We start from the raw sequence: 22,374 nt of genomic DNA on the forward strand, positions 1-22,374 counted from the left end.
GAAACCCACAAGCGACCCACGGAGCTACCGTGAGCCAATGGAGGTCCTTTCGCGGTACGAACCGCTCGTCGACGATTTCGAGGCCTTTCTCGCCGCCTGCGAGCGGTCACTGCCCGCGGTCGTCCGCGTGAACACGATCAAAGCCGGCGTCGAACGGACGAAACGCGCCCTCGACGAGGAGGGGGTCGGCTACGAGGACCGAAAGTGGAACGAAACGGTACTGGAACTCGATACCGACAAACCGGGCAACACCTGGCCGTACTTCCACGGCTGGATCCACGGTCAGGAAGAGGTCTCCTCGCTGCCGGCGACAGTGCTCGACCCCCAACCCGGCGAGCGCGTGCTCGATGCGTGTGCCGCACCAGGGGGGAAAACCGCCCAGATCGCCGCACTGATGGACGACACAGGTCTAGTAGTCGCAAACGACAACAACCTCGGACGGCTCTCGGCGCTCCGGTTCAACGCCGAACGCCTCGGGCTGACGGACGTCGCCGTCACCCGCCAGGACGCCCGGAACTTCTCGCTGAAGCCCTTCGGGTTCGAGGCGTTCGACCGGACCCTCGTCGACGCGCCCTGCTCGTGTGAGGGCATCATCCGGAAGCGCCCCGACACGCTCGACGAGTGGAGCCTCTCGCACGTCGAGGGCGTTTCGGGAGTCCAGAAGGGGATCCTCAAGCGGGCGATCCAGGCCACCCGTTCCGGAGGTACCGTCGTCTACTCGACGTGTACGTTCGCCCCCGAGGAGAACGAGGCCGTGCTGGATCACGTTCTGGAGAGTGAGGACTGCCGGGTCGTCGAGTTCGACACGCCACTGGAATCCCGGCCGGGAGTGACCGAGTGGAACGGGGAAGAATACGACAGGTCGATCCGAAAGGCGCGACGGTACTACCCACACCACAACGACACGGGCGGGTTCTTCTGTGCGAAACTGGAGGTGACGGGATGAGCAACGACGGCCAGCGCTTCGACCGCCTGCCCGCCACCGACGACGAGCGCGAACTCGAAAGCCGAGCCACCCTCGAGGAAGTGGTCGGGTGGTGGGACGAGCGCTTCGGGATCGGTTCCGAGGAGTTCGAGGAGCACACCTTCTGGGAGAAAGGCGCGGGCAAGATCTGGATCGCGTACGGAGAACATCCCTCCCCCACGGAGATCGAGGGGCTGGGAATGAAGTTCCTCAGGACCCGCCAGGAACACTGGAAACCGACGACCAACGCCGTCCAGCGTTTCGGTCGGGTGGCAAAAAAGAACGTCATCGACCTCGATCCCGAGCGGGCGATGGCGTTCGTCCGCGGGAAGGATCAAGAAGTCGAGTGGGACGGCGACTGGGGCTACCTGATCGCGGCCCACGAGATCGCTGGCGAGCGCGAGCCGCTCGGTGTCGGACTGTACCTCCACGGCGAACTCCGCTCGGTGGTACCGAAGGGCCGGCGGCGCGAGGACTGACCCGGTCTCGCTGGCCGCTATCCACACGTTTTAGCCGGGGTCGGCACAACCGCCGATAGTGCGCTGGGAGTACCGAAACACCGTCCTCGTCCTCTGTACGCTCGCCTTCTTCGCGACGATGGTCGCCCGCCTCGTCATCAGTCCCGTCGTTCCGGCGATCGTCTCGGAGTTCGGGACCTCCTCGGGGACCATCGGGCTGGCGTTCTCGGGGATGTGGGCGGCCTACGCGCTCTCGCAGTTCCCCTCGGGACTCCTCGCGGACCGCTACGGCGAGCGCCGGGTGATCCTGACCGCCGTCTCGACGACCGCCGTCGCGAGCGCCGCGCTCGCGCTCTCGCCCAGTATGGCCACGTTCGGCCTCTTTGCGGTGTTGCTCGGGGCGGGTGCGGGGCTTCACTACGTGGTCGCGACGACGCTTCTCACACGACTGTTCTCGAACACGGGCCGGGCAATCGGCCTGCACGTCACCGGCAGCCCGCTCGCGGGGCTTTCCGCGCCCGTGCTGGCGGCGGCGATCGGGTCGCGCTACGGCTGGCGGGTCGCGCTTCTGTTGGGGACCGTCGCCGCGGTTCCGGTCGGGTTGGTGTTCGCCTGGCGGGTCCGCGAGACCGAGCCACAGCACCCCGAGCGCCCGCTACGCGAGGGGTTCGAGCCCCGGACCCTTCTCGAACTGCTCTCACGACCCGCGATCGCCTACACCACCGTTCTCGCGGTGATCTCGGCGTTCACATGGCAGGCGACCGCCTCCTTTCTACCGACCTTCCTAATCGCCCGCCACGGCTACTCGACGGCACTCGCGGGAATGCTCTTCTCGCTGTACTTCGTCGCCCACGGCGTGTTCGCCCCGGCGATCGGCTCGTTCTCCGATCGTTTCGGCCGGGACCCGACCCTCGGAGCGACGCTCGCGGTCGGAATCCTCGCTTATCCGGTGCTGGTACTGGGCCCCTCGCTTCCCGTCGTCGTCCTCGGGGTCGTCCTCGCGGGGATCGCGATGAGTTGGAGCGCACCCCTACAGGACCGCTACATCGTTCGCCTCTCCGAGGGCGAGGAAAACAGGGGGTTCGGACTCGTCCGTACCGTCTACATGCTGCTGGGGGCGCTCGGAAGCGTCGCTACCGGGACGCTCGCGGATCTGGCGGGCTGGGGCGTCGCCTACGGCGCGCTCGGAGTGCTGTTGGCGGTCGCAGTCGGGAGCCTCGTGATCGTCCGACTCCGAGGGCTCGCGCTCTGAGGGGTGGGAAAGGAAAAACTTCCCGAATCCACTGGGGTGGGGAGGGGATCAGCGGGACCGGGAAGTAATGAAGACTCTATTCCTCTAAATAAAAAGCCTTTCGGTCGAGAATACACCGATCATCCCGCAGTAGGTCGGAGGGTTCCCCCGGTGAGGCCATCCCACTCGACGCGGTAGCCCAGCCGCGACAGCGCGGCGCTGGTTTCGGAGATCCCTACCTGCTCGAGGACCCCTTCCGCCGCCGAGAGCGACTGGCCCGTCGAGAGGCGCTCGGAGACGACTTCGAGAACGGCCGGGCGGACGAGCGTGCGCCCGACGAGTTCGTGCTCGGGAAATCCGATGTCCTCGACGGCCGTCTCGCTGACGCCGTGGCGGGCCGCGAGCGTCGAGAGCGCGACGACGTCCTCCTCGGGCGAGAGCGAATCGGGGAGAGTGGCGGCGCTTTCGGCGACGAGGCGTTCCTCGTAGCGCCCCAACGCGTTACGGACGTCCTTGATCCGCACGCGCCCGGAGTAGGGCAGGACGCGGTGGTCGTATGCCTCGATCTCCTCGCCCACACCGAGGGACTCGTCGACCGCGACGAGCAACTCGACGTCCTCGACGCGCTCCAGTTGTTCGAGTTTCTTCTCGACGTACTCGGGGGTCCAAAAGCCCATGATCTCGAAGTGGACCCGGAACTCCGAGTGGGCGTAATCGAACGCGAAGTCGGGGATCATCACGCTCGCGCCGACCTCGAGGGGTTCGGGCTCTCGCAGGAGGTCCCAGTCGAGGTCCAGTGCCCCGAATCGGGTCGCGAAGTCGCGTTCGACGCCGCTGTCGTAACTCACCTCGGCGACCGGCTCCGCGTCGGGCGGCCGGAGGGAATCGGCGTCCGAGAGGTCGAGGGTCCGCTCGGTACCACGGTCGTCGACGGTCGCGTGAAGTTCCCACTCGTGCGCCTCGACGACCGCCCGGAGCAGACGGGCAAAGCGGGTGCCGTACCGGCGGGTCGCCCGGAACAGGGCGTCCGGGCCGGTGACGACGAGTTCCCGCCCCGAATCGGTCTTCCTGACCTCGTAGAGCAGCCCCAGTCGCTTGGTCGCCGAGACGAGTCGTCGCGGGTCGTCGCTCCTGATTCGGACCTCGCGGGCGTCGAACAGCGCCGTCTGAGCCAGCGAGAGGTCGTACTGGGCGAGCAGGCTCTCGGGATCGTAGCGCTCTCCGAGCGCGGCGAGCACTTGGCGGTCCTCGCGGTCGGCGTAGAGCGCCCCGTCGAGTTCCGCGGGCGCGATTCCGAGCGAGTCGGCCGCCCGCGAGAGCGCACGGTCGCGGTCCTCCCCGTTTGCAACCAGCACGGCCTCGCCGGCCTCGAACGCCGCCCGGCGGGCGCGCTCGGGGTCGACGGGCGAGCGCGTCTCGAAGGTCGCCCCCCGTCCGACGAGTTTCGCCAGCCCGCGGACGAGTTTGAAGTCGTACTCGGCTTCGAGATCCGCGAGCGCGCCATCGAGTTCCGATCGGGGCTCGCCGACGCCCTCCCGAAAGGCGCCGAGCACCTTCGCGGCCAGCGGGCGGTGTTCGCGCCCGGCGAACTGGAGGTGATACCCCCCGCCCGCACGCGAGACGCGAAGCAGGTCTTTGGTCAGCACTGCCGACAGGTAGGCGTCCGGGGATCAAAAGCATGCCCAAACGCCGGCGATGGCAAGCACGCCGGGGCAAGCCGTCGCGTTATCGAGTCGTGGTGCCAACCCGTGACCGATGATCGTCGACAAATGCCGACTGTGCGAATTCTACGTCGTCGTCGGGTCCTCTGTGGATCACCACCGGGTGATGCAGGCCCACGAGCTAAGCGAGCACGGGCGAATCAACCCCAATCGGCAGGACCACCGCTCGGACGCCTGATCAGCGCCGCCGGGCCGCGACGTTCTCCTCTGCGGTGTCCTCGCTGACGAGTTCGTACAGCAGCGCCCGCTTTCCCTCGCCGGGCCGGAGGATCCGGCCCAACCGCTGGGTGAACTCCCGCTTGGAGCCACTTCCCGAAATGACGACTGCGACGCTGGCGTCCGGAACGTCGACCCCCTCGTCGAGCACGTTCGAGGCGACGATTCGGGAGTAGGTTCCCTCTCGGAAGCGCTCGAGGATTTCGCGGCGTTCCGTCGTACTCGTACGGTGGGTGATCGCCGGGATGAGGAATCGCTCGGAGAGCCGGTAGACCAAGTCGTTGTGCGCGGTGAAGACGATGATCCGCTCGCCGCGATGCCGGTCGAGGATCCCGCCCAGCGCCTCGACCTTCCGCTCGGCGTTCGAGACGATCTCGCGGGCACGCTGTTTCGCGAGAAGCGCCTCCCTCGCCCGCGGATCCGACCCGGAACGTTTGACGAGTTCCTGATAGTCGCTGTCCCGGCGCATGTCGATGCCCGACTCCCGGAGGTAGGAGACGAACGTCTCCTGGACCCGCTCGTACTCGGCGCGCTCCTTGCCCGTGAGCGAGACCTCGATCCGTTTGACGTCGTAGGACGCGAGGTGTTTCCCGGCGAGTTCCTCGGCACTCGTCCGGTAGACGACCGGCCCGACCAGCTCCTCGACGACCTCGTGGGCGCCGTCGGGGCGCTCGAAGGTCGCGGTCAGGCCCAGTCGGGCGGGCGCGGCGAGCAGGCGGGCGATCTCGCGGTAGCCCTCCCCGCCGAGGTGGTGGACCTCGTCGAAGATGACGAATGGAAAGACGTCGCCCACCGAGTCGGCCTTCAGATAGGCGGAGTCGTAGGTAGAAACGGTGATCGCCTCCCGTGACTGGACGCCCCCACCGAACTGTCCGATAGGGATATCCAACTCCGCGCGGAGTTCCTCACGCCATTGGTTCAGTAGATCGATCGTGGGGACGACGACGAGCGTCGGAGTGGCGAGCGCCTCGATGGCCTCGATCGCGATCACCGTCTTGCCGCTTCCCGTCGGGAGTTCGAGCACGCCCCGATCCCCGTTCTCGCGCCACGCGTCGAGGGCTTCGCGTTGGTAGGATCGCAGTTCGTACTCGGAGGTGAGCCCTCGAAGCGTCGGGGTATCGAACACTCGGTCCTCGTACTCGCTCCCCTCCGCGAGGCGATCACGGAGGTCGGCGTAGCGGAACGCGGGCGCCCTGTAGACCTCGCTACGGGGGTCGTATTCGAGGATCGGGTCCGATGGCTCCGCTCCCCGAACGGCTTCGAGTTCATCGTCGGGACCGCTCGCACGGATCGTCCCGTCCTCGTAGGTGAGCCGTACCGCCACAGCACGGGTTGTCGGCCACGGCATATATACCGAACGCGTCGCTCCGTTGGACACACTGTCGTTCGGCGGGCCGCAGACAGGTCGTCGGGCCGGTACACCACGCCTCAGTCGTTCGATCGGACGGAGCCCGAACGCGGTCCTGCTATCGGCCGTTCGGTCGTCCCCCTGTAACTTACCGCTCGTCCTTTCGGGAGATACGCAGACACGTTCATACTGTTGTCTATCCAACTCTAATCGGGTGAATACGATGGTAACACGGACGACCGAAATGGAGGAGTCGATAGAAATAGACGGCGTCAGCGAGACGTGGCGACCGCTAATGATCGTCGGGGGAGTACTGGTCGCCCTCGGCGTGCTCGCGGTCGTATTCCCGTTCGCGACGGGGATCGGGATCGAACTGCTGCTCGGGGGGTTGCTGGTCGTCGGCGCGGTCGTACAGGTGGTACACGCCTTCAGCGCGCGGCGCTGGACGGGTTTTCTGGGAGAGATCGCCCTCGGTGCGCTCTACTTGATCACCGGACTGATGGTGCTTGCAAACCCGGTGCTCGGACTGGCGACGCTCACCCTGCTGGTGGGGGCGTTCTTCCTCGTCGATGGCGTAGTGGAGCTCTACATGGGGTGGCAGGTCCGCCCCGAGACGAACTGGGTAGGATTGGTGGTGAGCGGCGTTCTCTCGCTCGTACTCGCAGGGCTGATCCTCGCCGGCTGGCCGAGTACGGCCGTCTGGGCCGTCGGCCTCCTGTTCGGGATCAACCTGCTCACGACCGGGTTCGCGATGATTGCGGTCGCGATGGGCGGCAGGCGGATGGAACGGGCAAGGGCCCAACCCGGAACCGCCCGACCCGAATAGTGCCTCTTTCGACCACGGGTCGGTCCGCTGCGGGTCGGTTCTGTAACCCTTAAACCCGCGCGGACGCACCCTCGATACATGAGCAACGAGGAGCCGACGGCCCCCGAGGAGCGGACGGACGAGGAGCCATCGGTCGACGAGGCGACGGAGGCGGCCGACGGGACGACGGAGGACCCGGAGTCGGCGGACGGGGACCTCGACGGACGAGCGGGGCGAATCGAGGAACTCAAGGCCGAACTCGACGAGCGCGAAGAACGCATCGACGAGCTCGAATCGCGGCTCAAGCGCACGCAGGCGGACTTCCAGAACTACAAGAAGCGTGCGAAAAAGCGCCAAGAACAACTCGAAAACCGGGCGACCGAGGACCTCGTGACCCGCCTGCTCGACGTCCGGGACAACCTCGTCCGGGCCCTCGATCAGGACGAGGACGCGGCGATCCGCGACGGTGTCGACGCCACGCTCCGGGAGTTCGATCGCGTGCTCGACGACGAGGCGGTGAGCGAGGTCGCACCCGAACCGGGAAGCGAGGTCGATCCCCAGCGCCACGAGGTCATGCTGCGTGTCGAGAGCGAGCAACCCGAAGACAGCGTTGCAGAGGTCTACACCCCCGGCTACGAGATGGCGGGCAAGGTGCTCAGGCCGGCGCAGGTGACGGTCAGCGACGGAACGGAAGAGTAGTATTGCGGTTCCGGTTTTCGTGTCACAGTCAACACACTGATCGGCGGAATTCACCCGCGAGCGGCCCGTTGACACGGTTTCACGTGGAGAGTCGAGGTAGCAAGGCTTAAAAGACCGAGCGCGCAAGGATAGGCCAACAATGGCGAGTAACAAGATTCTCGGTATCGATCTCGGTACCACGAACAGCGCCTTTGCGGTCATGGAGGGTGGCGACCCCGAGATCATCGTCAACGGCGAGGGCGATCGGACGACGCCGTCGGTGGTAGCCTTCACCGACGACGGCGAGCGTCTCGTGGGGAAGCCGGCGAAGAACCAGGCGATCCAGAACCCCGACCGGACGATCGCCTCGATCAAGCGCCATATGGGCGAGGAGGACTACTCCGTCGAAATCGAGGGCGAGGAGTACACCCCCGAACAGCTCTCGGCGATGATCCTCCAGAAGATCAAACGCGACGCAGAGGAGTATCTGGGCGACGAGGTGCAGAAAGCCGTCATCACGGTGCCCGCGTACTTCAACGACAAGCAGCGCCAGGCGACGAAGGACGCCGGCGAAATCGCCGGCTTCGAGGTCGAGCGTATCGTCAACGAGCCGACCGCCGCCTCGATGGCCTACGGGCTCGACGACGATTCGGACCAGACGGTGCTCGTTTACGACCTCGGCGGTGGCACCTTCGACGTCTCGATCCTCGACCTCGGTGGGGGCGTCTATGAGGTCGTCGCGACCAACGGGGACAACGATCTCGGTGGCGACGACTGGGACCACGCCGTCATCGACCACCTCGCCGAGGAGTTCGAAAACGACCACGGGATCGACCTTCGCGAGGACCGACAGGCCCTCCAGCGCCTAAAGGACGCCGCCGAGGAGGCCAAGATCGAACTGAGTAGCAGAAAGGAGACCGATATCAACCTGCCCTTTATCACGGCGACGGATTCGGGCCCGGTCCACCTCGAAACGTCGATGACCCGCGCGACGTTCGAGTCGCTGACCTCGGACCTGATCGACCGGACCGTCGCCCCGACCGAGCAGGCGCTCAGCGATGCGGGCTACGACGCCGACGACATCGACGAGGTCATTCTGGTGGGCGGCTCGACGCGAATGCCCCAGGTCCAGGAGAAAGTCGAGGAGGTCGTCGGTCAGGAGCCCAAGAAGAACGTCAACCCCGATGAAGCCGTCGCGCTCGGCGCGGCGATCCAGGGCGGTGTTTTGGGTGGTGAGGTCGACGACATCGTCCTGCTCGACGTGACGCCCCTCTCGCTGGGTATCGAGGTCAAAGGTGGCCTCTTCGAGCGCCTCATCGAGAAGAACACCACCATCCCGACCGAGGAGTCGAAGGTCTTCACCACCGCCGCGGACAACCAGACCTCCGTGCAGGTCCGGGTGTTCCAGGGCGAGCGCGAGATGGCCGAGGACAACGAGCTCCTGGGCGAGTTCATGCTTTCGGGAATCCCGCCGGCGCCCGCGGGCACGCCCCAGATCGAGGTGGGCTTCAACATCGACGAGAACGGCATCGTCAACGTCGAAGCCGAGGACCAGGGCTCGGGCAACAAGGAGGAGATCACCATCGAGGGCGGTGCGGGCCTCTCGGACGAGGAGATCGACCGCATGCAGAGCGAGGCCGAACAGCACGCGGAGGAGGACAAGGAGCGCCGCGAGCGCATCGAAGCGCGTAACGACGCCGAGAGCGCCGTCCAGCGTGCCCGGAACCTCCTCGAGGAGAACGAGGAGAACGTCGACGAGGAGCTGATCGAGGAGATCGAAGCCGAGATCGACGAGGTCGAGGCCGTACTGGAGGACGAGGAGGCCGAGACCGAGGAGATCAAGTCGGCGACGGAAGACCTGAGCAAGGCGCTCCAGGAGATCGGCAAGCAGATGTACCAGGACGCAGAAGGCACCGCGGGCGCGGGTGCCGGTGGCGCTGGTGCAGCCGGTGCGGGCCCCGGCGGCATGGGTGACATGGGTGGCGCTGGCGCAGCCGGCGCCGGCGGCGCTGGCGGTCAGGAGGGCGAGTACGTCGACGCGGACTTCGAGGACGTAGACGAAGACGACTCGTAGAGTCGTCTCGTCTGCCAATCAGAAGCCGCAGGCTTCTGATGACGTTGACGAAAACGAGGACTGACTGTCCTCGTCTCGTCCGCACACGAGAGCTTCGCTCTCGTGAACGTTGACGAAGAGGATCTACTGGTCCTCTTCGTCCGCCAACCGGAACTGCTACACAGATCTGGTGAACGTTCAAAACGACGAGGAGCCGTCCTAAATCGATCGGAGCTCCGGTGAGGTCGACGGGAGGTCCTTTTTCAGGCAGAACGCGCCCACCAGCCAGCGATACCGAACAGAACGGCGAGACACGCCGCGCTGATGATACCGGCCAGCAGTATCGGACCGCTGGAACCATTCAGTATTCGTGGCAACCCGGAGAGGATCGGGACCGTAACCAGTATCATCCCAGCAACGAGCGCACGAGGGTCCGATTCCATATGTGGTCGACAGCGCTCCGCAAAAAGGGATTTTGCCGGTGGGCTCGGTCGAAACGTGGCGATCAGAGCGATTCGAGTGCGCTCTCGATCGGTTCGTCGCCCTCGATCAGCTCGAAAGTCTCCCCGAGGGTGTTCTCGATATCCAGCGTCGCAATGAGCGTCCGGGCGACGTCCGCGCGGGTGATCTCCCCGCGCTCGACCCGTCGGGCGGCCTCGATTCGTCCCGTTGTGGGCTCGTCGGTCAGCGCCCCGGGCCGGACGATGGTGTAGGTCAGGTCGCTCCCTTGGAGGTGCTCGTCCGCGGCGAGTTTGGCTTCGAGATACGGCTGCAGCGCTTCGGGACTCTCCCCGGGCCGGTCGGCGTTGATCGAGCTGAGCATGACGAACCGGTCTGTCCCTTCCTGCTCGGCTGCGTCGATCAGTCGGATCGCGCCGTCACGGTCGACCCCCTCGACGTCCTCGCCGCTCGACCCCGCCGCGAAGATCACCGCGTCACATCCCTCGACGGCGTGCGAAACGTCCTCGGTGAGGTCCGCGACGACCACGTCGACGCCGAACTCCTCTTCCATCTCCGAGACCTGCGACTCCTCGCGGACCATCGCGTGTGCGGTGTAGTCGCTTTCGGCGAGCAGTTCCGTGATGTGCTGTCCGACTCCGCCGTACGAGCCCGCAATCAGTACGTCCATCCCCTGAACGAAGGAGCGACCACGTCAAAAGCGCGTGGTCGGCCACCGAAAGCGCGGTCAGGACGTCTCGTGGAGTTTCTCGCCGCGGTGGAGCCGGGTCGCGATCCGGAAGGTCTGTTCGCGCTCGCGGCGGGTCGGCGTGTGGGCAGCGAGATACCGGGCGGTAGCGATCAGGTGGAGCCGCTCCTTGCCCGTTCGCTCGGCCCGCTCGAAGGCGGCCTCGACATTCTGGAGCGTGTGGAAGTTCGCGTCCTCGCACAAAAGCGCCCCGCCGAGGGCCCGCTTCAGAGCCTCGGGATCGCCGCCCGAGTCGAGGTAGTCGGCAACGACCCGCCCGGCCCGATTGACCTCCCCCTCCTCGTCGAACGTTTCGAGAAGGTCGTCGAGCAGGGTTTCGGGGTTGACCTCAACCTCGCGTGGCTCCGGGATCGGGGTCGGCGGCGTGTTGAGAAATCGATCGAGATAGACGTTCATCGCGCCGTCGTAGACCGCCCTGTAGACCCCCTCGCCGTCGGCCCTGCGGGCCAGCCCGCAGACCGCGTTCGCGTAGGTGTAGGTGTGATGGACGGTGTTCCAGTCGCGGAACTCGTTGCCCGTTCCGAACTGCGCGATGCGGGTCGCGGCGGCCTCGGCCACTCGATCGGCCAGTTGGGCCGCGCTCGCGCCGCCCTCTATTTCCTCGTCCAACGCCGAGACGATCCCATGGGGGTCCGCCGAAAGCAGCGTTTCGAGGAGCCCTTCGGGTGGTGTCCACTCGCTGTCCTCACGCGCCTCGATCCTGTCGGGGAGGTCCTCGAAGGACTCCTCGAGGAGGCCGGCCAGATCCACGGGTTGGCGCCACGACGATCGCTCCTCGCTTCGCTCGGCGCTCGCGAGACCGGGGACGAGCGCCGGAAGCAGGTCGTCGGCGCGCTCCCAGTCGACGTGATCCAGCGTCTCGCAGGCTTTGTTGACGAAGTCCATCGTGTGGCCGACGTCGAGATACCGGTGATCCGTGGCCGCCCCCATCAGCATCGAGACGACGCGTTTTCGAGAGCCGTCGGCGATCGCACTCCGCAGGACGCGCTCCCCGCCCTGTCGGTCGCGGACCTCGATGCAGTCGCGGAACCACCGGTCGAGGCGCTCGGGGTCGTGCTCCCCGCTCAGGGGGTCCTGAACGAATCTGGGGGGATGGCCCGCGGCGTCGTCTGCGACGCTGACCGCACCGGTGTAGAGCGCCCGGCGGCGATCCTCGGGGTCGAGATCGGACAGGAGGTTCGCCATCGCGCCCATCGTCGTCAGCCCGCGACCCCAGCCCTCGTCCCGATAGCGCGCGCCGAAGGTCGCGATACGTTCTAGAGGGATCTCGTAGTCGACCCCCGCGTCGTCGAGCCCGACGGCGGATTTGGCGAGCACCAGCCGCAAGTCGTTCTCCAGACCGTCCTCCAACCGACCGAGCCACCGTTTCTCGGGCGGTTCGTCGCGTTTCGGATGCGGGTCGACCCAGATCTCCTCGCCGCGCACCTCGACCGGGAAGGTCGGAACGTCGTCGGCGAAGGGGTCGAACGTGCTCCCGCAGTCGAGTTCGAACCGGGCGTGGTGCCAGTGGCAGGTGAGTACGCCGTCGTCGACCGTTCCCTGATCGAGCGGGAATCCCATATGCGGACAGCGGTTGTCGACTGCGTGGACCCCTCCATCGTGGCGAAAGATCGCGATGGCCTGTCCGCGCGTCGTTACGAGGGTGCGGTTCTCGGCGTCGAGGTCGGCGAGGGTCGCGACCTGCACAAATTCCTCGTCAGTCGTTGCCATGCGGTAGTCTATGCGTGAGAGTGACAAAACGGTTCGCCGGATGCGGGTCAGACGAACGATAGCGGGAGCATCAGGATCATACCACAGAGGAGTCCGACTACGAGCTCCGGAATCCCGTCTCTCGGGAGTCCCCGCCCGATGGAGCGGGCCTCGGGGATCAGTTCAGAGGCGACGAGGTAGATCATCGCGCCGGCAGCGAAGCCGAAGCCGACGGCGAGGAAATCACGGGCGGTCTGGACGAACAGATAGGCCAGCGCCGCACCGACGGGCTGGGGCAGGCTCGAAAAGACCGCCCACCAGACCATCCGCCAGCGCGGTACGCCCAGGCCCTGGAGCGGGATCGCGACGGCGATCCCCTCAGGGACGTTCTGGATCGCGATCGCCCCGGTGATGAACACCGCGAGCACCGGAATCGAGACTCCGAGTGCCTCGATCCCCTCGTCGAGCGGGAGGTCCGCAAAGGAGACACCGATTGCGACGCCCTCGGGAAAACTGTGAACGGTGAGCACGCCGAGGATGAGCACGAGCTTCTTGAAGCTCGCCTCCTCGTACTGCCGTGGGTTGATCTCGGTCGTCGAGAGGACGCGGTCGCTCGCGACGACCAGCGCGATTCCGACGGCGAGCCCGAGCGCGAGGACCGCCGGCCCGCCCGCGGCGAGCCCCTCGGTGACGAGCCCGAAGACGGAGGCAGAAAGCATGATCCCGGAGGCGAATCCCCAGAGGGCGACGTTGAGCCGGTCGTTGACGTCGTCGACGAAAAAGAAGGGGAGGGCGCCGAGGCCGGTCGCGAGCGCGGTCACGAGCCCCGCGAGAACGACCACGGTCAGCTCCCCCACGACCATGCGGGGTGTTGTCGGGCCAGCGTCGTAAGTACGGAGGTCCCGAGAGCGGTCCGTTCAAGTACGACAATCGAGTAAAGGATGACAACTGATGAGCGAGGATTTCTACGACGTCCTCGGCGTGAGTCGAGACGCCGACGAGGACGAGATCAACAAGGCGTTCCGGAAGAAGGCCGCCAAGTACCACCCGGACGTCAGCGACGAACCGGACGCAGAGGAGAAGTTCAAGGAGGCGAAGAAGGCAAAGGAGGTCCTTTCCGACGAACAGAAACGCTCGGCGTACGACCAGATGGGTCACGACCGCTTCGAACAGGCCGAGAAACGCGGCGGATTCGACGGTGGCGGCGCCGGCGGGTTCGGCGGTGCTGGCGCGGGCGGGTTCGGTGGCGCCGGCGGTGCCGGCGGCGGACTGGGCGACATCTTCGAGCAGTTCTTCGGCGGCGGTAGTGGCGGCGGCCGCCGACAGGGTGCGGACCTCCAGACCCGCCTGACGGTAACGCTGGAGGAGGTCTACGAGGGCGTCGAGAAACAGATGACGATCAACCGCCCCGAGGAGTGTCCGTCCTGTGACGGCGCGGGCGGGACGAACCCCGAGACCTGTCCCGAGTGCAACGGACAGGGACAGGTCACCCAGGTCCAGCAGACCCCCTTCGGCCGGATGCAACAGACCCAGGCCTGTCCCAACTGCCGGGGCGACGGGCAGGTCTACGAGGAGACCTGCGGGGAGTGTCGCGGCGAGGGGCAGGTCACCCGCGAGGCCACCCTTTCCGTGGGGATCCCCGAGGGCATTCGAGACGGCCAGACGCTGCGGATGGAACGCGAGGGCGCACCGGGCGAGCGGGGCGGCCCGAAGGGCGACCTGCTGATCGAGATCCGCGTCGAGGACCACCCCGACTTCGAGCGCGACGGCGACGACCTGAAGTTCAGGAAGGCGATCTCGTTCCCGCAGGCGGTCTTCGGCGACACCGTCGAGGTCCCGACGATGGAGGGAACGGTCGAGATGGACGTGCCGTCGGGCACACAGAGCGGCGAGCGCTTCCGGTTGGAGCGCAAGGGCATGCCCCGGCTTCGCCGGCGCGGTCGGGGCGATCTGTATGTCTCGATCCAGGTGGTCACACCGGAGGAACTGAACGCGGAACAGCGCGAGGCCTTAGAGGCGTTCGCGGAGGCCGGCGGCGAGGAGATCGAGGTCGAGCAGGGCTTCTTCGAGAAGATCAAGAGCTCGCTGTAGCGGGGCGATCACACAGCGGCTTTCTACCGGCGTCGACAAGGGGCGGTATGGAGACCATCGGAGAGCTGGTCGCCCGCGACCAGCGGACCCGCGAGCCGGCGTTGCGCGCACGAACGGGCGTTACCCTCCGGTACGACTACTATCAGCTCTGTACGACCGCCCAGAAGACGGGCAACTTCTTCAGTCATCGTGGGGTACGGACCGGATCGCTCGTCGGGGTCGAGAGCGCCGAGAGCGGCGCGCCGGTCCTCTCGTTATTCGGGGCGGCGCTGCTGGGCGCGCGGGTGCGCTTCGACCCGCCCCGTAAGACGGACGCCCGATTGCTGGTCGCGCCGAGCGAAGGAATCGAGGAGTACGCCCTTCCGGCGGGGGCGAGCCGACTCGCCTACGACGGCGAACCGGGGGTGGGAGTCGAGTCGTTCGGCGAGAGCGTCTGGAGCGAGAACCCCGCGTGTCCCACTCCGTCGGAAGTCGGCCCGGACACCCCGTTTCTCGAAACCGAGGACGAGACCTACACCCACGGGCAACTGCTCGCGGCCACGGAACGGGTCGTTGACCGCTGGGGAATCGGACCCGGAACGGAAGTGGCGATCCGCACGCCGCTCTCGGAGCCGGAGGCAGTCGTAGCCGGGATCCTCGCACCGCTGTCTGCGGGCGGAGTGATCGTCTTTCCCGGCCCCGACGAGGCGGTCGATCTCGCCGTGGGCGAGGGGCCCGAATCGACCGTGATACCCCCCGACGGTGTCGTGTAACCCCTCCGTATTCCGTCGGTTTCGGGGAAACTGTTTTATCGCGGAGGAGGCTCTGTGAGACACATGGCAGAGAATGGCATACTCAGGGGGTGGCGTCGCTACCGGTCGGTGCCGATCATCTACCGGATCGGCGCGGCGTTCGTCCTCGGCTCGCTCGTCGGGTTGATCGTGGGAGAGCCTGCGACCGCGCTCCAGCCGATCGGCGACCTGTTCGTGCGGCTGTTGAGCATGATCGTCGTCCCGATCGTGATCTTCACGCTGTTGATGGGCGTGCGCCACCTGACCCCCTCCTCGTTGGGGCGGGTCGGCGGGCAGGTGGTGGCGCTGTACGCGATCACCTCGGCGATCGCAGTGGCGATCGGACTGGCGGTCGCAAACGCCATCGACCCCGGTCAGGGCCTGACGCTGGTCGAGGCCGAGATCGATACACAGGAGGCACCGAGCTTCGTCGAGGTGCTGCTGGGAATCGTTCCCCAGAACCCCATCGAGGCGATGGCGACCGGCGACATCCTCGCCGTGCTCTTTTTCGTCCTCGTCTTCGGTCTCGCACTCGCGATGCTCCAGGAGGAAAGCGAGAACGCCCGCGTCCAAAACGGCGTCGAGACGTTCTTCGACCTCGCCGAGGCGGGGTCGGAAGCGCTGTTCAAGATGGTCTGGGGGATCATGGAGTACGGCGTGCTTGGCGTGTTCGCGCTGATGGCCTCCATCTTCGCCCAGACGGGTATCGACGCGCTCTCGACGTTCGCGTTGCTCGCGGCGACGCTCGTCCTCGGCGTGGCGCTTCACATCTCGATCGTCTATCTGGGGACGATCATCGCCCTGCTGACCCAACAGTCCCCGATCTCCTTTCTCGCCGGGATCAAGGAGGCGATGCTGACGGCGGTTTCGATCGCCTCCTCCAGCGCGACGCTGCCGATCTCGATGTCGAACGCCGAGGACAACCTCCGGATCGACGAGGGGATCTACGGCTTCTCGCTCCCGCTCGGTGCGACCATCAACATGGACGGCACCGGGATGTATCAGGGTATCGTCGCCATCTTCGCGGCGAACCTCGTGGGCGTCTCGCTGTCGCTCACCGAACAGGTCACCGTCGTCACCGTCGCGGTGCTCGCGAGCATCGGCACCGCGGGCGTGCCGAGTGCAGGACTGATCCTCCTGACGCTGGTGCTCACCCAGCTCGGACTCCCCCTCGCAGTCGTCGGCTTCATCGCGGGCATCGACCCGCTGCTCGACCGGCTTCGCACGATGACGAACGTCACCGGCGATCTCGCGGTGGCGACGCTGGTCGCCCACTGGAACGGTGCGATCGATTTCGACGACGGCGTCTGGGCGAGCGGCGAGTCCGGCCCCGCCGGCGTCCCCGGCGACGACTAAGCCCGCCGACTACCGCGCGTTTTCCAGCCCGTCAAGGGCCTCGGGGTTCTCGATCGAACTCATATCGCCCAGCTCCTCGCCCGTATAGCTCGCCTGAACGGCCCGGCGGATGATCTTCCCGCTCTGGGTCTTCGGGAACTCCGAGACGAACAGCACCTCCCGGGGGCGGAACGGTTTTCCCAGCTCTTCGCCGACCTGCGCGCGCAGCTCCTCGCGCAGTTCGTCGCCCTCCTCGACGCCCTCCTCGAGGATCACGTAGGTGACGACTGCCGTCCCGGTAGTATCGTCGGGGACGCCGACGGCGGCGGCCTGATTCACTGACCGGTGATCCATGAGCGCGCCCTCGACCTCGGCGGGCCCGACCTTCCGCCCGGCGACGTTCAGCGCGTCGTCGGCCCGGCCGTGGAGGAACCAGAACCCATCGGAATCCTTCTGGGCCCAGTCGCCGTGGTCCCACATGGGCGGATCCTCGAAGGTCGACCAGTACTCCTCGAGGTAGCGCTCGTCGCCCTCCCAGAGCGATTTGGTCATCGAGGGACACGAATCACGCGCGACCAGAAAGCCCCGCTCGTGGGTGTCGGCGACCGATTCTCCCCCCGAGTTCACGATATCGATGTCCATCCCGAGTCCGGGACCGCCGAGCGTGCAGGGTTTCAGCGGCTGGTTCGGCATCGGCATCAGGAAACAGCCACAGATCTCGGTCCCTCCCGAGATGTTGATGATCGGGGCCTCGCCTCCGCCGATCTTCTCGTAGAACCACTGCCAGGACTCGGGGTCCCACGGCTCGCCCGTCGAGCCCAGAATCCGGATCGAGGACAGGTCGTGGGCCTCAACGGGGTCGTCGCCGTGTTTCCGGAGCGCGCGGATCGCCGTCGGGCTGATCCCGAACTGCGTGATCGAGTGGCGGTCGATCATCTCCCAGAACCGATCAGGTTTGGGATGATCGGGCGCGCCCTCATACATCACCACCGTGCCCCCGAACGTGTGGGTCCCGATCAGGGTCCACGGCCCCATCATCCAGCCGATGTCGCTGACCCAGAAGAAGCGGTCGGCGGGTTTCAGGTCCATCCCGAAGTGGACCTCCTTCGGACACTGGACCCCGACCCCGGCGTGGGTGTGGACGATCCCCTTCGGTTTACCGGTGGTACCCGACGAGTAGAGCAGCATCGACTCCCCATCGGAGAGCAGGGATTTCGTCTCGTACTCGTCGGACTCGGTTTCGATGGCGTCGGCCCACGTCTCGTCGCGCTCGTTGCGGTCGTAGTCGCTTCCGAGGCGTTCGTAGACGATGGTGTGTTCGACGTGACCCGCCTCCTCGATGGCCTCGTCGGCGGAGTCCTTGAGGTGGATCTCGCTACCGCGTCGATAGAAGCCGTCGCCGGTAAACAGCACCGAGGGCTCCGAGTCGGCGATCCGCGTCGCCGTCGCGTCGGTGCCGAACCCGGAAAAGATCGGCACCGCGATCGCGCCGACCTTGAAACAACCGTAGAGAATGGAAACGACCTCGGGGACCATCGGCATGTACAGGCCGACCGTATCGCCCGTTTCGACGCCCCGCGCTTCTAGTGCGTTCGCGACCTGATTGGCCTGTCGGTGCAGGTCGTGGTACGTGACCTGTCTCACCTCGCCGGGTTCGCCCTCCCAGATGCAGGCGACTTTGTTCCGGGTCCCGTTTCCGGGGATGGCGTGGCGATCGACCGTGTTGTGGGCGATGTTGAGTCGCCCGCCGGGATACCAGTCGGTGAACTGTGGCCCCTTCGAGTCGTCCCGAACCGCGTCGTAGTCCTCGTAAAAGTCGATACCCAGATACTCGACGAGTTCGTCCCAGAACCACTCGATATCGCCCGTCGTTCGCTCGATCAACGCCTCGTAGTCGGGGATGTCGTAGCGATCCATGAACGCCACGACGTTCGTATCCGCGGCGAACTCCTCCGTTGGCCTGTGAACGATCTCGCCCGTGTCCGGTGAATCCATACGCGGGAATCCCACAGGAACGACAAAGAGGTTTTGCACAAATTATTTCCTCTATTTCACCATTACAATTTTATACTACTGGAGACAGTATTCGATATGGACGGTCTCACCGAGGCGTACACGGGCGGCGGTGCTGACGCGAGCGTTCGCCGCCGTGCCGTCGGCTGTGGGCTGTTTCTCGCGGGGGTCTCGTTCGTGACCCTCGGCGTCCTCTTCGGGACGACCGACCTCCTCTCTGGGTTCGGCTACGGGCTCTACGAGAGCCGACGGATCGCTGGCGTACTCGCGGGTGGCGGCGTCCCCGCGCTCTTACTCGGCGTCGTCACCGTTCTGCCCGCCGACCGACGCGTCCGTCTCGTAGCGGCGGCCGGCGGGGTGCTCGCCGCGATAGCTGTGGGCTGGTTCTGGCTCGTCTATCCCACCCACTGGGCGGGCTACGGGTTGGACCGAACCCTCCCCGTGAGCGCGCTCTATCTCGTCGGACTTACCGTCACGACCGTCGGATTGTTCGTCGGCGTCGCGCGGTTCAAGACGCGAAACGCCCCCGGTGGGACCGTCTCGCTGTCGGTGCTTCGACGGGGCGAGACCCGGATCGTCGAGGTCGAACGGCGGGGCCGGGGAAGCGTCGGTCTGCTCGGGTCGGTCGGCTGGGAGCCGACGACGCGGGGTGACGGCGGAACCGAGGTGTCCGCCGAGCGCCGTCCCGTCGACGCGTACTGCGGAAACTGCCGCTACCTCGAGTACACCACCGACGAGGACGAACTCCGGCCCTACTGTACGTATCACGACAGCGAAATGGAATCGATGGACGCCTGCGAGTCATGGACGGGGCGCAAGCAGTTGTGAGCGAGCGACTGACACCATTACCGTTTCAGCGCCCACGAGCGAGGGAACTATGGTCGAATTTGGGAGAGACTCGTGTCCAATTACCGCAAAACAGCTTTGGGAACATGGGAGAAGGATATAAACGACGGGATTGGTCACCCGTCGGCCGCACGTGACACACCGAAACCGAACCGTCGCGTGTTCGATCCACACGCACACCCCGTCTCCCGGCGACGTGCCGGCGGGTACGGGGGCTGCGCTCTTCGTAGGAGAACAGAAATCCACTAATAGGTGCCCCGCCGACCACCAGTCGAAATCGGGCGCGAGTTCGAAACGAGGGTGGGCTACGACTGAATGGAACGGATCTTGTACTATCTACTCACGGGGATGCGCGGGGGAACGAACAGGATCCGCATTATCCGCTCGTTGCTCGACCGGCCGAAGAACGCCAACAAACTCGCCGAGGAACTCGACCTCAACTACAAGACCGTTCGCCACCACCTCGACACGCTCGAAGAACACGATATCGTCCTGACGTACGGCGAAACCTACGGCGAGATGTACTTCCTCACCGACGAGTTCGAGGCCCACAGGGAGGCGTTCGAACGGATCGCCGAGGGTGAGCGTCCGTGACCCTCTGGATGCAGGCCGCGGCGCTGTTCGCCGGGCTCAACGTCCTCTTGTTAGCCGTACTGACGTGTCTGTCGTGGGTCATCGTTCGATGAACGCTCGGACCGCCTCTGCGTCCCACGTGTTGAGGACGTCTTCGGGTTCCGCCCAGCCCCGACGGGCCGTGTGAACGCCATAGCGGACGTTTTCGAACTCCGCTGCGCTATGAGCGTCGGTATCGATGGCGATTTTCGCGCCCGCAGAGCGGGCGACCTTCACCGCCCGACCCCAGAGGTCCAGCCGTGCGGGGTTGGCGTTCACCTCCAGTGCGACGCCGTGATCGGCGGCGGCCTCAGCAATCGCCTGTAGATCGGGATCGAGACCGGGCCGACGGCCCAACATTCGGCCCGTGGGATGGCCAAGCACGTCCGTTGCGGGGTGTTCGATGGCCGCAACGAGCCGGTCGGTCGCGCTCTCAGAATCCATGTCGAGGGCGCTGTGGGGCGAGGCGACCACGAGATCGAGTTCGTCGAGGACCTCTTCGGAGACGCTCAACCCGCCCGCCTCGTCGACGTTCGCCTCGACGCCGGTGAACACCTCGATACTCGCGTCCTCGGCGGCCGCCCGCACCGCCGCGGCCTGTTCGAGCAGGTCCTCGTCCGAGAGGCCGACCCCGCCGACCATCCCCGGGCCCGTCGCGTGGTCCGAGATACAGAGGTACTCGTGGCCGAACGCTTCTGCGGAGCTGATCCACTCCTCGATGGACTCGGTACCGTCCGACCAGTCGGTGTGGGTGTGCAGGTCCCCACGGACCTCGCCCTCCTCGATCAGGCCGGGGAGTTCGCCCGCGGCGGCGGCGTCGATCTCGCCGGTGTCCTCCCGTAGCTCGGGCGGGATCCACGCGAGATCGAGGACCTCGTACATGCTCTCCTCGGTCTCGCCGGCGACCCGCTCGCCGGCGCGCTGGTCGCTCGTGTCGTCGAGTCCCGAGATATCGAACACGCCGTACTCGTTGACCTTTAGGTCGCGATCCAGTGCCCGGTTGCGAAACCGGATGTTGTGGGCTTTACTGCCCGTGAAGTACTGGAGCGCGCTGCCGAACTCCTCGGGAATCACGACTCGAAGGTCGACGCGGATCCCGCCTGCGACGACGCTCGCCTTGTTCTCGCCGGACTCGATGACACGCTCGGCGCGCTCCCAGCCGGTAAACGTCTCGATCACGGTTTCGAGGTCGTCGCTCGCGGCGAGGACGTCGATATCACCGCTGGTTTCTCGCCACCGGCGGATCGAACCCGCGACCTCCGCCTTCTCGACCCCCTCACGGGACCGGAGGTAGTCGAGCAGGTCATCCGCAAGCGGGCGGGTATCGCCCAGTAACTCGCGCTCGCTGGCCTTCCGGGCGAACTCCAGTCCACCGAGGATGTTCTCCTCCGTTTTCGGTCCGAACCCCTTGATCTCCCGGATTTGTCCGGCGCTCGCGGCTTCCTCGAGATCCGCGAGGTTCTCGACGCCGAGTTCTTCATAGAGGGTTCCAACGGTCTTGGGACCGACCCCCTCGACGCTCGTGAGTTCGTCCATCGCCACCGGGAGTTTCGACCGTTCCTCTTCGAGTTCCTCGATCTCGCCCGTCTCGACGTACTCGATGACCTTCGCTGAGATGGCCGCTCCCACGCCGTCGATCTCCTCGACGGCCTCCGTTCCGTCTGCCGCGAGGTCCTCGATCGCGGTCGGGTGCTCCTGAATGCTTTCTGCGGCCCGACGGTACGTGTTCGGCTTGTACTCGACGTCTCGGGCTTCGAGCAGGTCGGCGTACTCGTAGAGAAGGGCGGCGATCTCGGCGTTGCGGCTCATGGACCGTCTTGGAGCTATCGCCTGTTAGGTGTACTGTCCTCGTCGAGCCCGAGGGCCTGTCGCATGAAGCGCGTCCAGCGTTTCTTGTCGGCGATCCGCTGGGCCTCCGCTTCGGCCTCGATGCTCGACGCCCCGAGCTGTTGGAGCCCTTCGAGCGCACGGTCGATCCCGATGATCGACTCGGCGAGGCGTTCGCCCTCCGCCCGACTGATCGTTCCGGCCTCGATGGCCTCCAGTCGCTCCAAGCGCTCCTTCCGGAGGTTGCGTTTCGCCCGCTCGACGCGTTCGCGCTCGCCCTCGGGGACCGTCTCGCGGCGCTTGATCTCGAAGACGAAGTCCCGAAGCTCGACGCGCTCGCCCTGGATCTCGATCTCCTCGGGGATCCGTGTGCCGATGGTCGCACCCTCCTTTCCGATCCGTTCGAGCAGCTGTTTTCGCTCGTACTCCTGCACAGGCGGTCTTGGAATCCGATCGGGAAAACTGCTCCTCCCTCGGAGGAGGCCGTCGACCGAAGCGCCGCTCCGTACG

At 66.0% G+C, this 22,374-nt stretch carries 20 protein-coding genes; 12 read left to right on the top strand and 8 right to left on the bottom strand.

Features of this window, described 5'->3' with window-relative positions:
- Positions 1 to 37: 37 nt before the first annotated feature.
- Genes HAPAU_RS00280 through HAPAU_RS00290 form a run of 3 tightly spaced genes read left to right on the top strand, consistent with a single transcriptional unit; the run spans position 38 to position 2,674 of the window.
- On the top strand, positions 38 to 946 hold the full coding sequence (locus HAPAU_RS00280) for an RsmB/NOP family class I SAM-dependent RNA methyltransferase (RefSeq protein WP_066378087.1): 909 nt from the start codon (positions 38 to 40) through the stop codon (positions 944 to 946).
- Entirely contained in the window at positions 943 to 1,443 is a 501-nt protein-coding gene (locus tag HAPAU_RS00285; RefSeq protein WP_066378088.1) for a DUF7122 family protein, read from the top strand. Before HAPAU_RS00280 ends, HAPAU_RS00285 begins: the two co-directional genes overlap by 4 nt.
- A 58-nt stretch (positions 1,444 to 1,501) precedes the next feature.
- On the top strand, positions 1,502 to 2,674 hold the full coding sequence (locus HAPAU_RS00290) for an MFS transporter (RefSeq protein WP_066378089.1): 1,173 nt from the start codon (positions 1,502 to 1,504) through the stop codon (positions 2,672 to 2,674).
- A gap of 119 nt (positions 2,675 to 2,793) precedes the next feature.
- Here HAPAU_RS00290 and HAPAU_RS00295 read toward each other — a convergent pair whose 3' ends face one another.
- Complete coding sequence (locus HAPAU_RS00295) at positions 2,794 to 4,299, bottom strand: DUF790 family protein (protein ID WP_066378090.1); 1,506 nt, start codon at positions 4,297 to 4,299, stop codon at positions 2,794 to 2,796.
- Positions 4,300 to 4,408: 109 nt separating this feature from the next.
- Here HAPAU_RS00295 and HAPAU_RS21460 point away from each other — a divergent pair, with 109 nt between their 5' ends.
- Positions 4,409 to 4,552: a hypothetical protein gene (locus HAPAU_RS21460; RefSeq protein ID WP_169802598.1), complete on the top strand. Its 144-nt coding sequence runs from the start codon at positions 4,409 to 4,411 to the stop codon at positions 4,550 to 4,552.
- Here HAPAU_RS21460 and HAPAU_RS00300 read toward each other — a convergent pair whose 3' ends face one another.
- Positions 4,553 to 5,938, bottom strand: a complete 1,386-nt coding sequence (locus tag HAPAU_RS00300; protein ID WP_211263516.1) for a DEAD/DEAH box helicase — start codon at positions 5,936 to 5,938, stop codon at positions 4,553 to 4,555. It abuts the gene before it with no gap.
- Between the two features lie 223 nt (positions 5,939 to 6,161).
- On the opposite strand from HAPAU_RS00300, the gene HAPAU_RS00305 reads away from it, so the two are divergent.
- The 3 genes from HAPAU_RS00305 to dnaK all read left to right on the top strand — a co-directional run bounded on the left by HAPAU_RS00305 (position 6,162) and on the right by dnaK (position 9,495).
- On the top strand, positions 6,162 to 6,764 hold the full coding sequence (locus HAPAU_RS00305; protein WP_066378094.1) for an HdeD family acid-resistance protein: 603 nt from the start codon (positions 6,162 to 6,164) through the stop codon (positions 6,762 to 6,764).
- 78 nt (positions 6,765 to 6,842) lie between these two features.
- Positions 6,843 to 7,442, top strand: a complete 600-nt coding sequence (gene grpE, locus HAPAU_RS00310; RefSeq protein ID WP_066378097.1) for a nucleotide exchange factor GrpE — start codon at positions 6,843 to 6,845, stop codon at positions 7,440 to 7,442.
- 139 nt (positions 7,443 to 7,581) lie between these two features.
- Positions 7,582 to 9,495 (top strand): molecular chaperone DnaK, encoded by a 1,914-nt coding sequence (dnaK, locus tag HAPAU_RS00315; RefSeq protein WP_066378099.1) that lies wholly within the window; start codon positions 7,582 to 7,584, stop codon positions 9,493 to 9,495.
- A gap of 484 nt (positions 9,496 to 9,979) precedes the next feature.
- Here dnaK and HAPAU_RS00320 read toward each other — a convergent pair whose 3' ends face one another.
- From HAPAU_RS00320 to HAPAU_RS00330, 3 genes are read right to left on the bottom strand one after another with little or no spacing between them, the layout of a single operon-like run.
- Positions 9,980 to 10,603: an SDR family oxidoreductase gene (locus tag HAPAU_RS00320; protein ID WP_066378102.1), complete on the bottom strand. Its 624-nt coding sequence runs from the start codon at positions 10,601 to 10,603 to the stop codon at positions 9,980 to 9,982.
- A gap of 57 nt (positions 10,604 to 10,660) precedes the next feature.
- A complete protein-coding gene (locus HAPAU_RS00325) occupies positions 10,661 to 12,391 on the bottom strand; it encodes a Rieske (2Fe-2S) protein (RefSeq protein ID WP_066378104.1) in 1,731 nt (576 codons plus the stop codon).
- A 47-nt stretch (positions 12,392 to 12,438) separates the two neighbouring features.
- A complete protein-coding gene (locus tag HAPAU_RS00330) occupies positions 12,439 to 13,233 on the bottom strand; it encodes a ZIP family metal transporter (protein WP_066378105.1) in 795 nt (264 codons plus the stop codon).
- Between the two features lie 88 nt (positions 13,234 to 13,321).
- Here HAPAU_RS00330 and dnaJ point away from each other — a divergent pair, with 88 nt between their 5' ends.
- The 3 genes from dnaJ (at position 13,322) to HAPAU_RS00345 (ending at position 16,587) form a co-directional block, all read left to right on the top strand.
- Entirely contained in the window at positions 13,322 to 14,461 is a 1,140-nt protein-coding gene (gene dnaJ, locus HAPAU_RS00335) for a molecular chaperone DnaJ (protein ID WP_066378106.1), read from the top strand.
- A gap of 47 nt (positions 14,462 to 14,508) precedes the next feature.
- A complete protein-coding gene (locus HAPAU_RS00340; protein WP_066378108.1) occupies positions 14,509 to 15,213 on the top strand; it encodes a hypothetical protein in 705 nt (234 codons plus the stop codon).
- A gap of 63 nt (positions 15,214 to 15,276) precedes the next feature.
- Positions 15,277 to 16,587, top strand: a complete 1,311-nt coding sequence (locus tag HAPAU_RS00345) for a dicarboxylate/amino acid:cation symporter (protein ID WP_211263517.1) — start codon at positions 15,277 to 15,279, stop codon at positions 16,585 to 16,587.
- A gap of 9 nt (positions 16,588 to 16,596) precedes the next feature.
- Here the strand turns inward: HAPAU_RS00345 and HAPAU_RS00350 are convergent, their stop codons facing one another.
- Positions 16,597 to 18,561 carry an AMP-binding protein gene (locus HAPAU_RS00350; RefSeq protein ID WP_066378109.1) on the bottom strand — a complete coding sequence of 655 codons (1,965 nt, stop codon included), beginning with the start codon at positions 18,559 to 18,561 and terminating at the stop codon, positions 16,597 to 16,599.
- Positions 18,562 to 18,657: 96 nt separating this feature from the next.
- Here HAPAU_RS00350 and HAPAU_RS00355 point away from each other — a divergent pair, with 96 nt between their 5' ends.
- Both HAPAU_RS00355 and HAPAU_RS00360 read left to right on the top strand, forming a co-directional pair.
- Entirely contained in the window at positions 18,658 to 19,407 is a 750-nt protein-coding gene (locus HAPAU_RS00355) for a DUF7139 domain-containing protein (RefSeq protein ID WP_066378111.1), read from the top strand.
- A gap of 333 nt (positions 19,408 to 19,740) precedes the next feature.
- Entirely contained in the window at positions 19,741 to 20,019 is a 279-nt protein-coding gene (locus HAPAU_RS00360) for an ArsR/SmtB family transcription factor (RefSeq protein ID WP_066378114.1), read from the top strand.
- 78 nt (positions 20,020 to 20,097) lie between these two features.
- Here HAPAU_RS00360 and polX read toward each other — a convergent pair whose 3' ends face one another.
- Both polX and HAPAU_RS00370 read right to left on the bottom strand, forming a co-directional pair.
- Positions 20,098 to 21,846 carry a DNA polymerase/3'-5' exonuclease PolX gene (polX, locus tag HAPAU_RS00365; protein WP_066378117.1) on the bottom strand — a complete coding sequence of 583 codons (1,749 nt, stop codon included), beginning with the start codon at positions 21,844 to 21,846 and terminating at the stop codon, positions 20,098 to 20,100.
- A 14-nt stretch (positions 21,847 to 21,860) separates the two neighbouring features.
- Positions 21,861 to 22,298 (bottom strand): DUF5788 family protein, encoded by a 438-nt coding sequence (locus HAPAU_RS00370; protein ID WP_066378123.1) that lies wholly within the window; start codon positions 22,296 to 22,298, stop codon positions 21,861 to 21,863.
- Positions 22,299 to 22,374 lie beyond the last annotated feature (76 nt).

This window comes from Halalkalicoccus paucihalophilus (assembly GCF_001593955.1).
Lineage (GTDB): Archaea > Halobacteriota > Halobacteria > Halobacteriales > Halalkalicoccaceae > Halalkalicoccus > Halalkalicoccus paucihalophilus.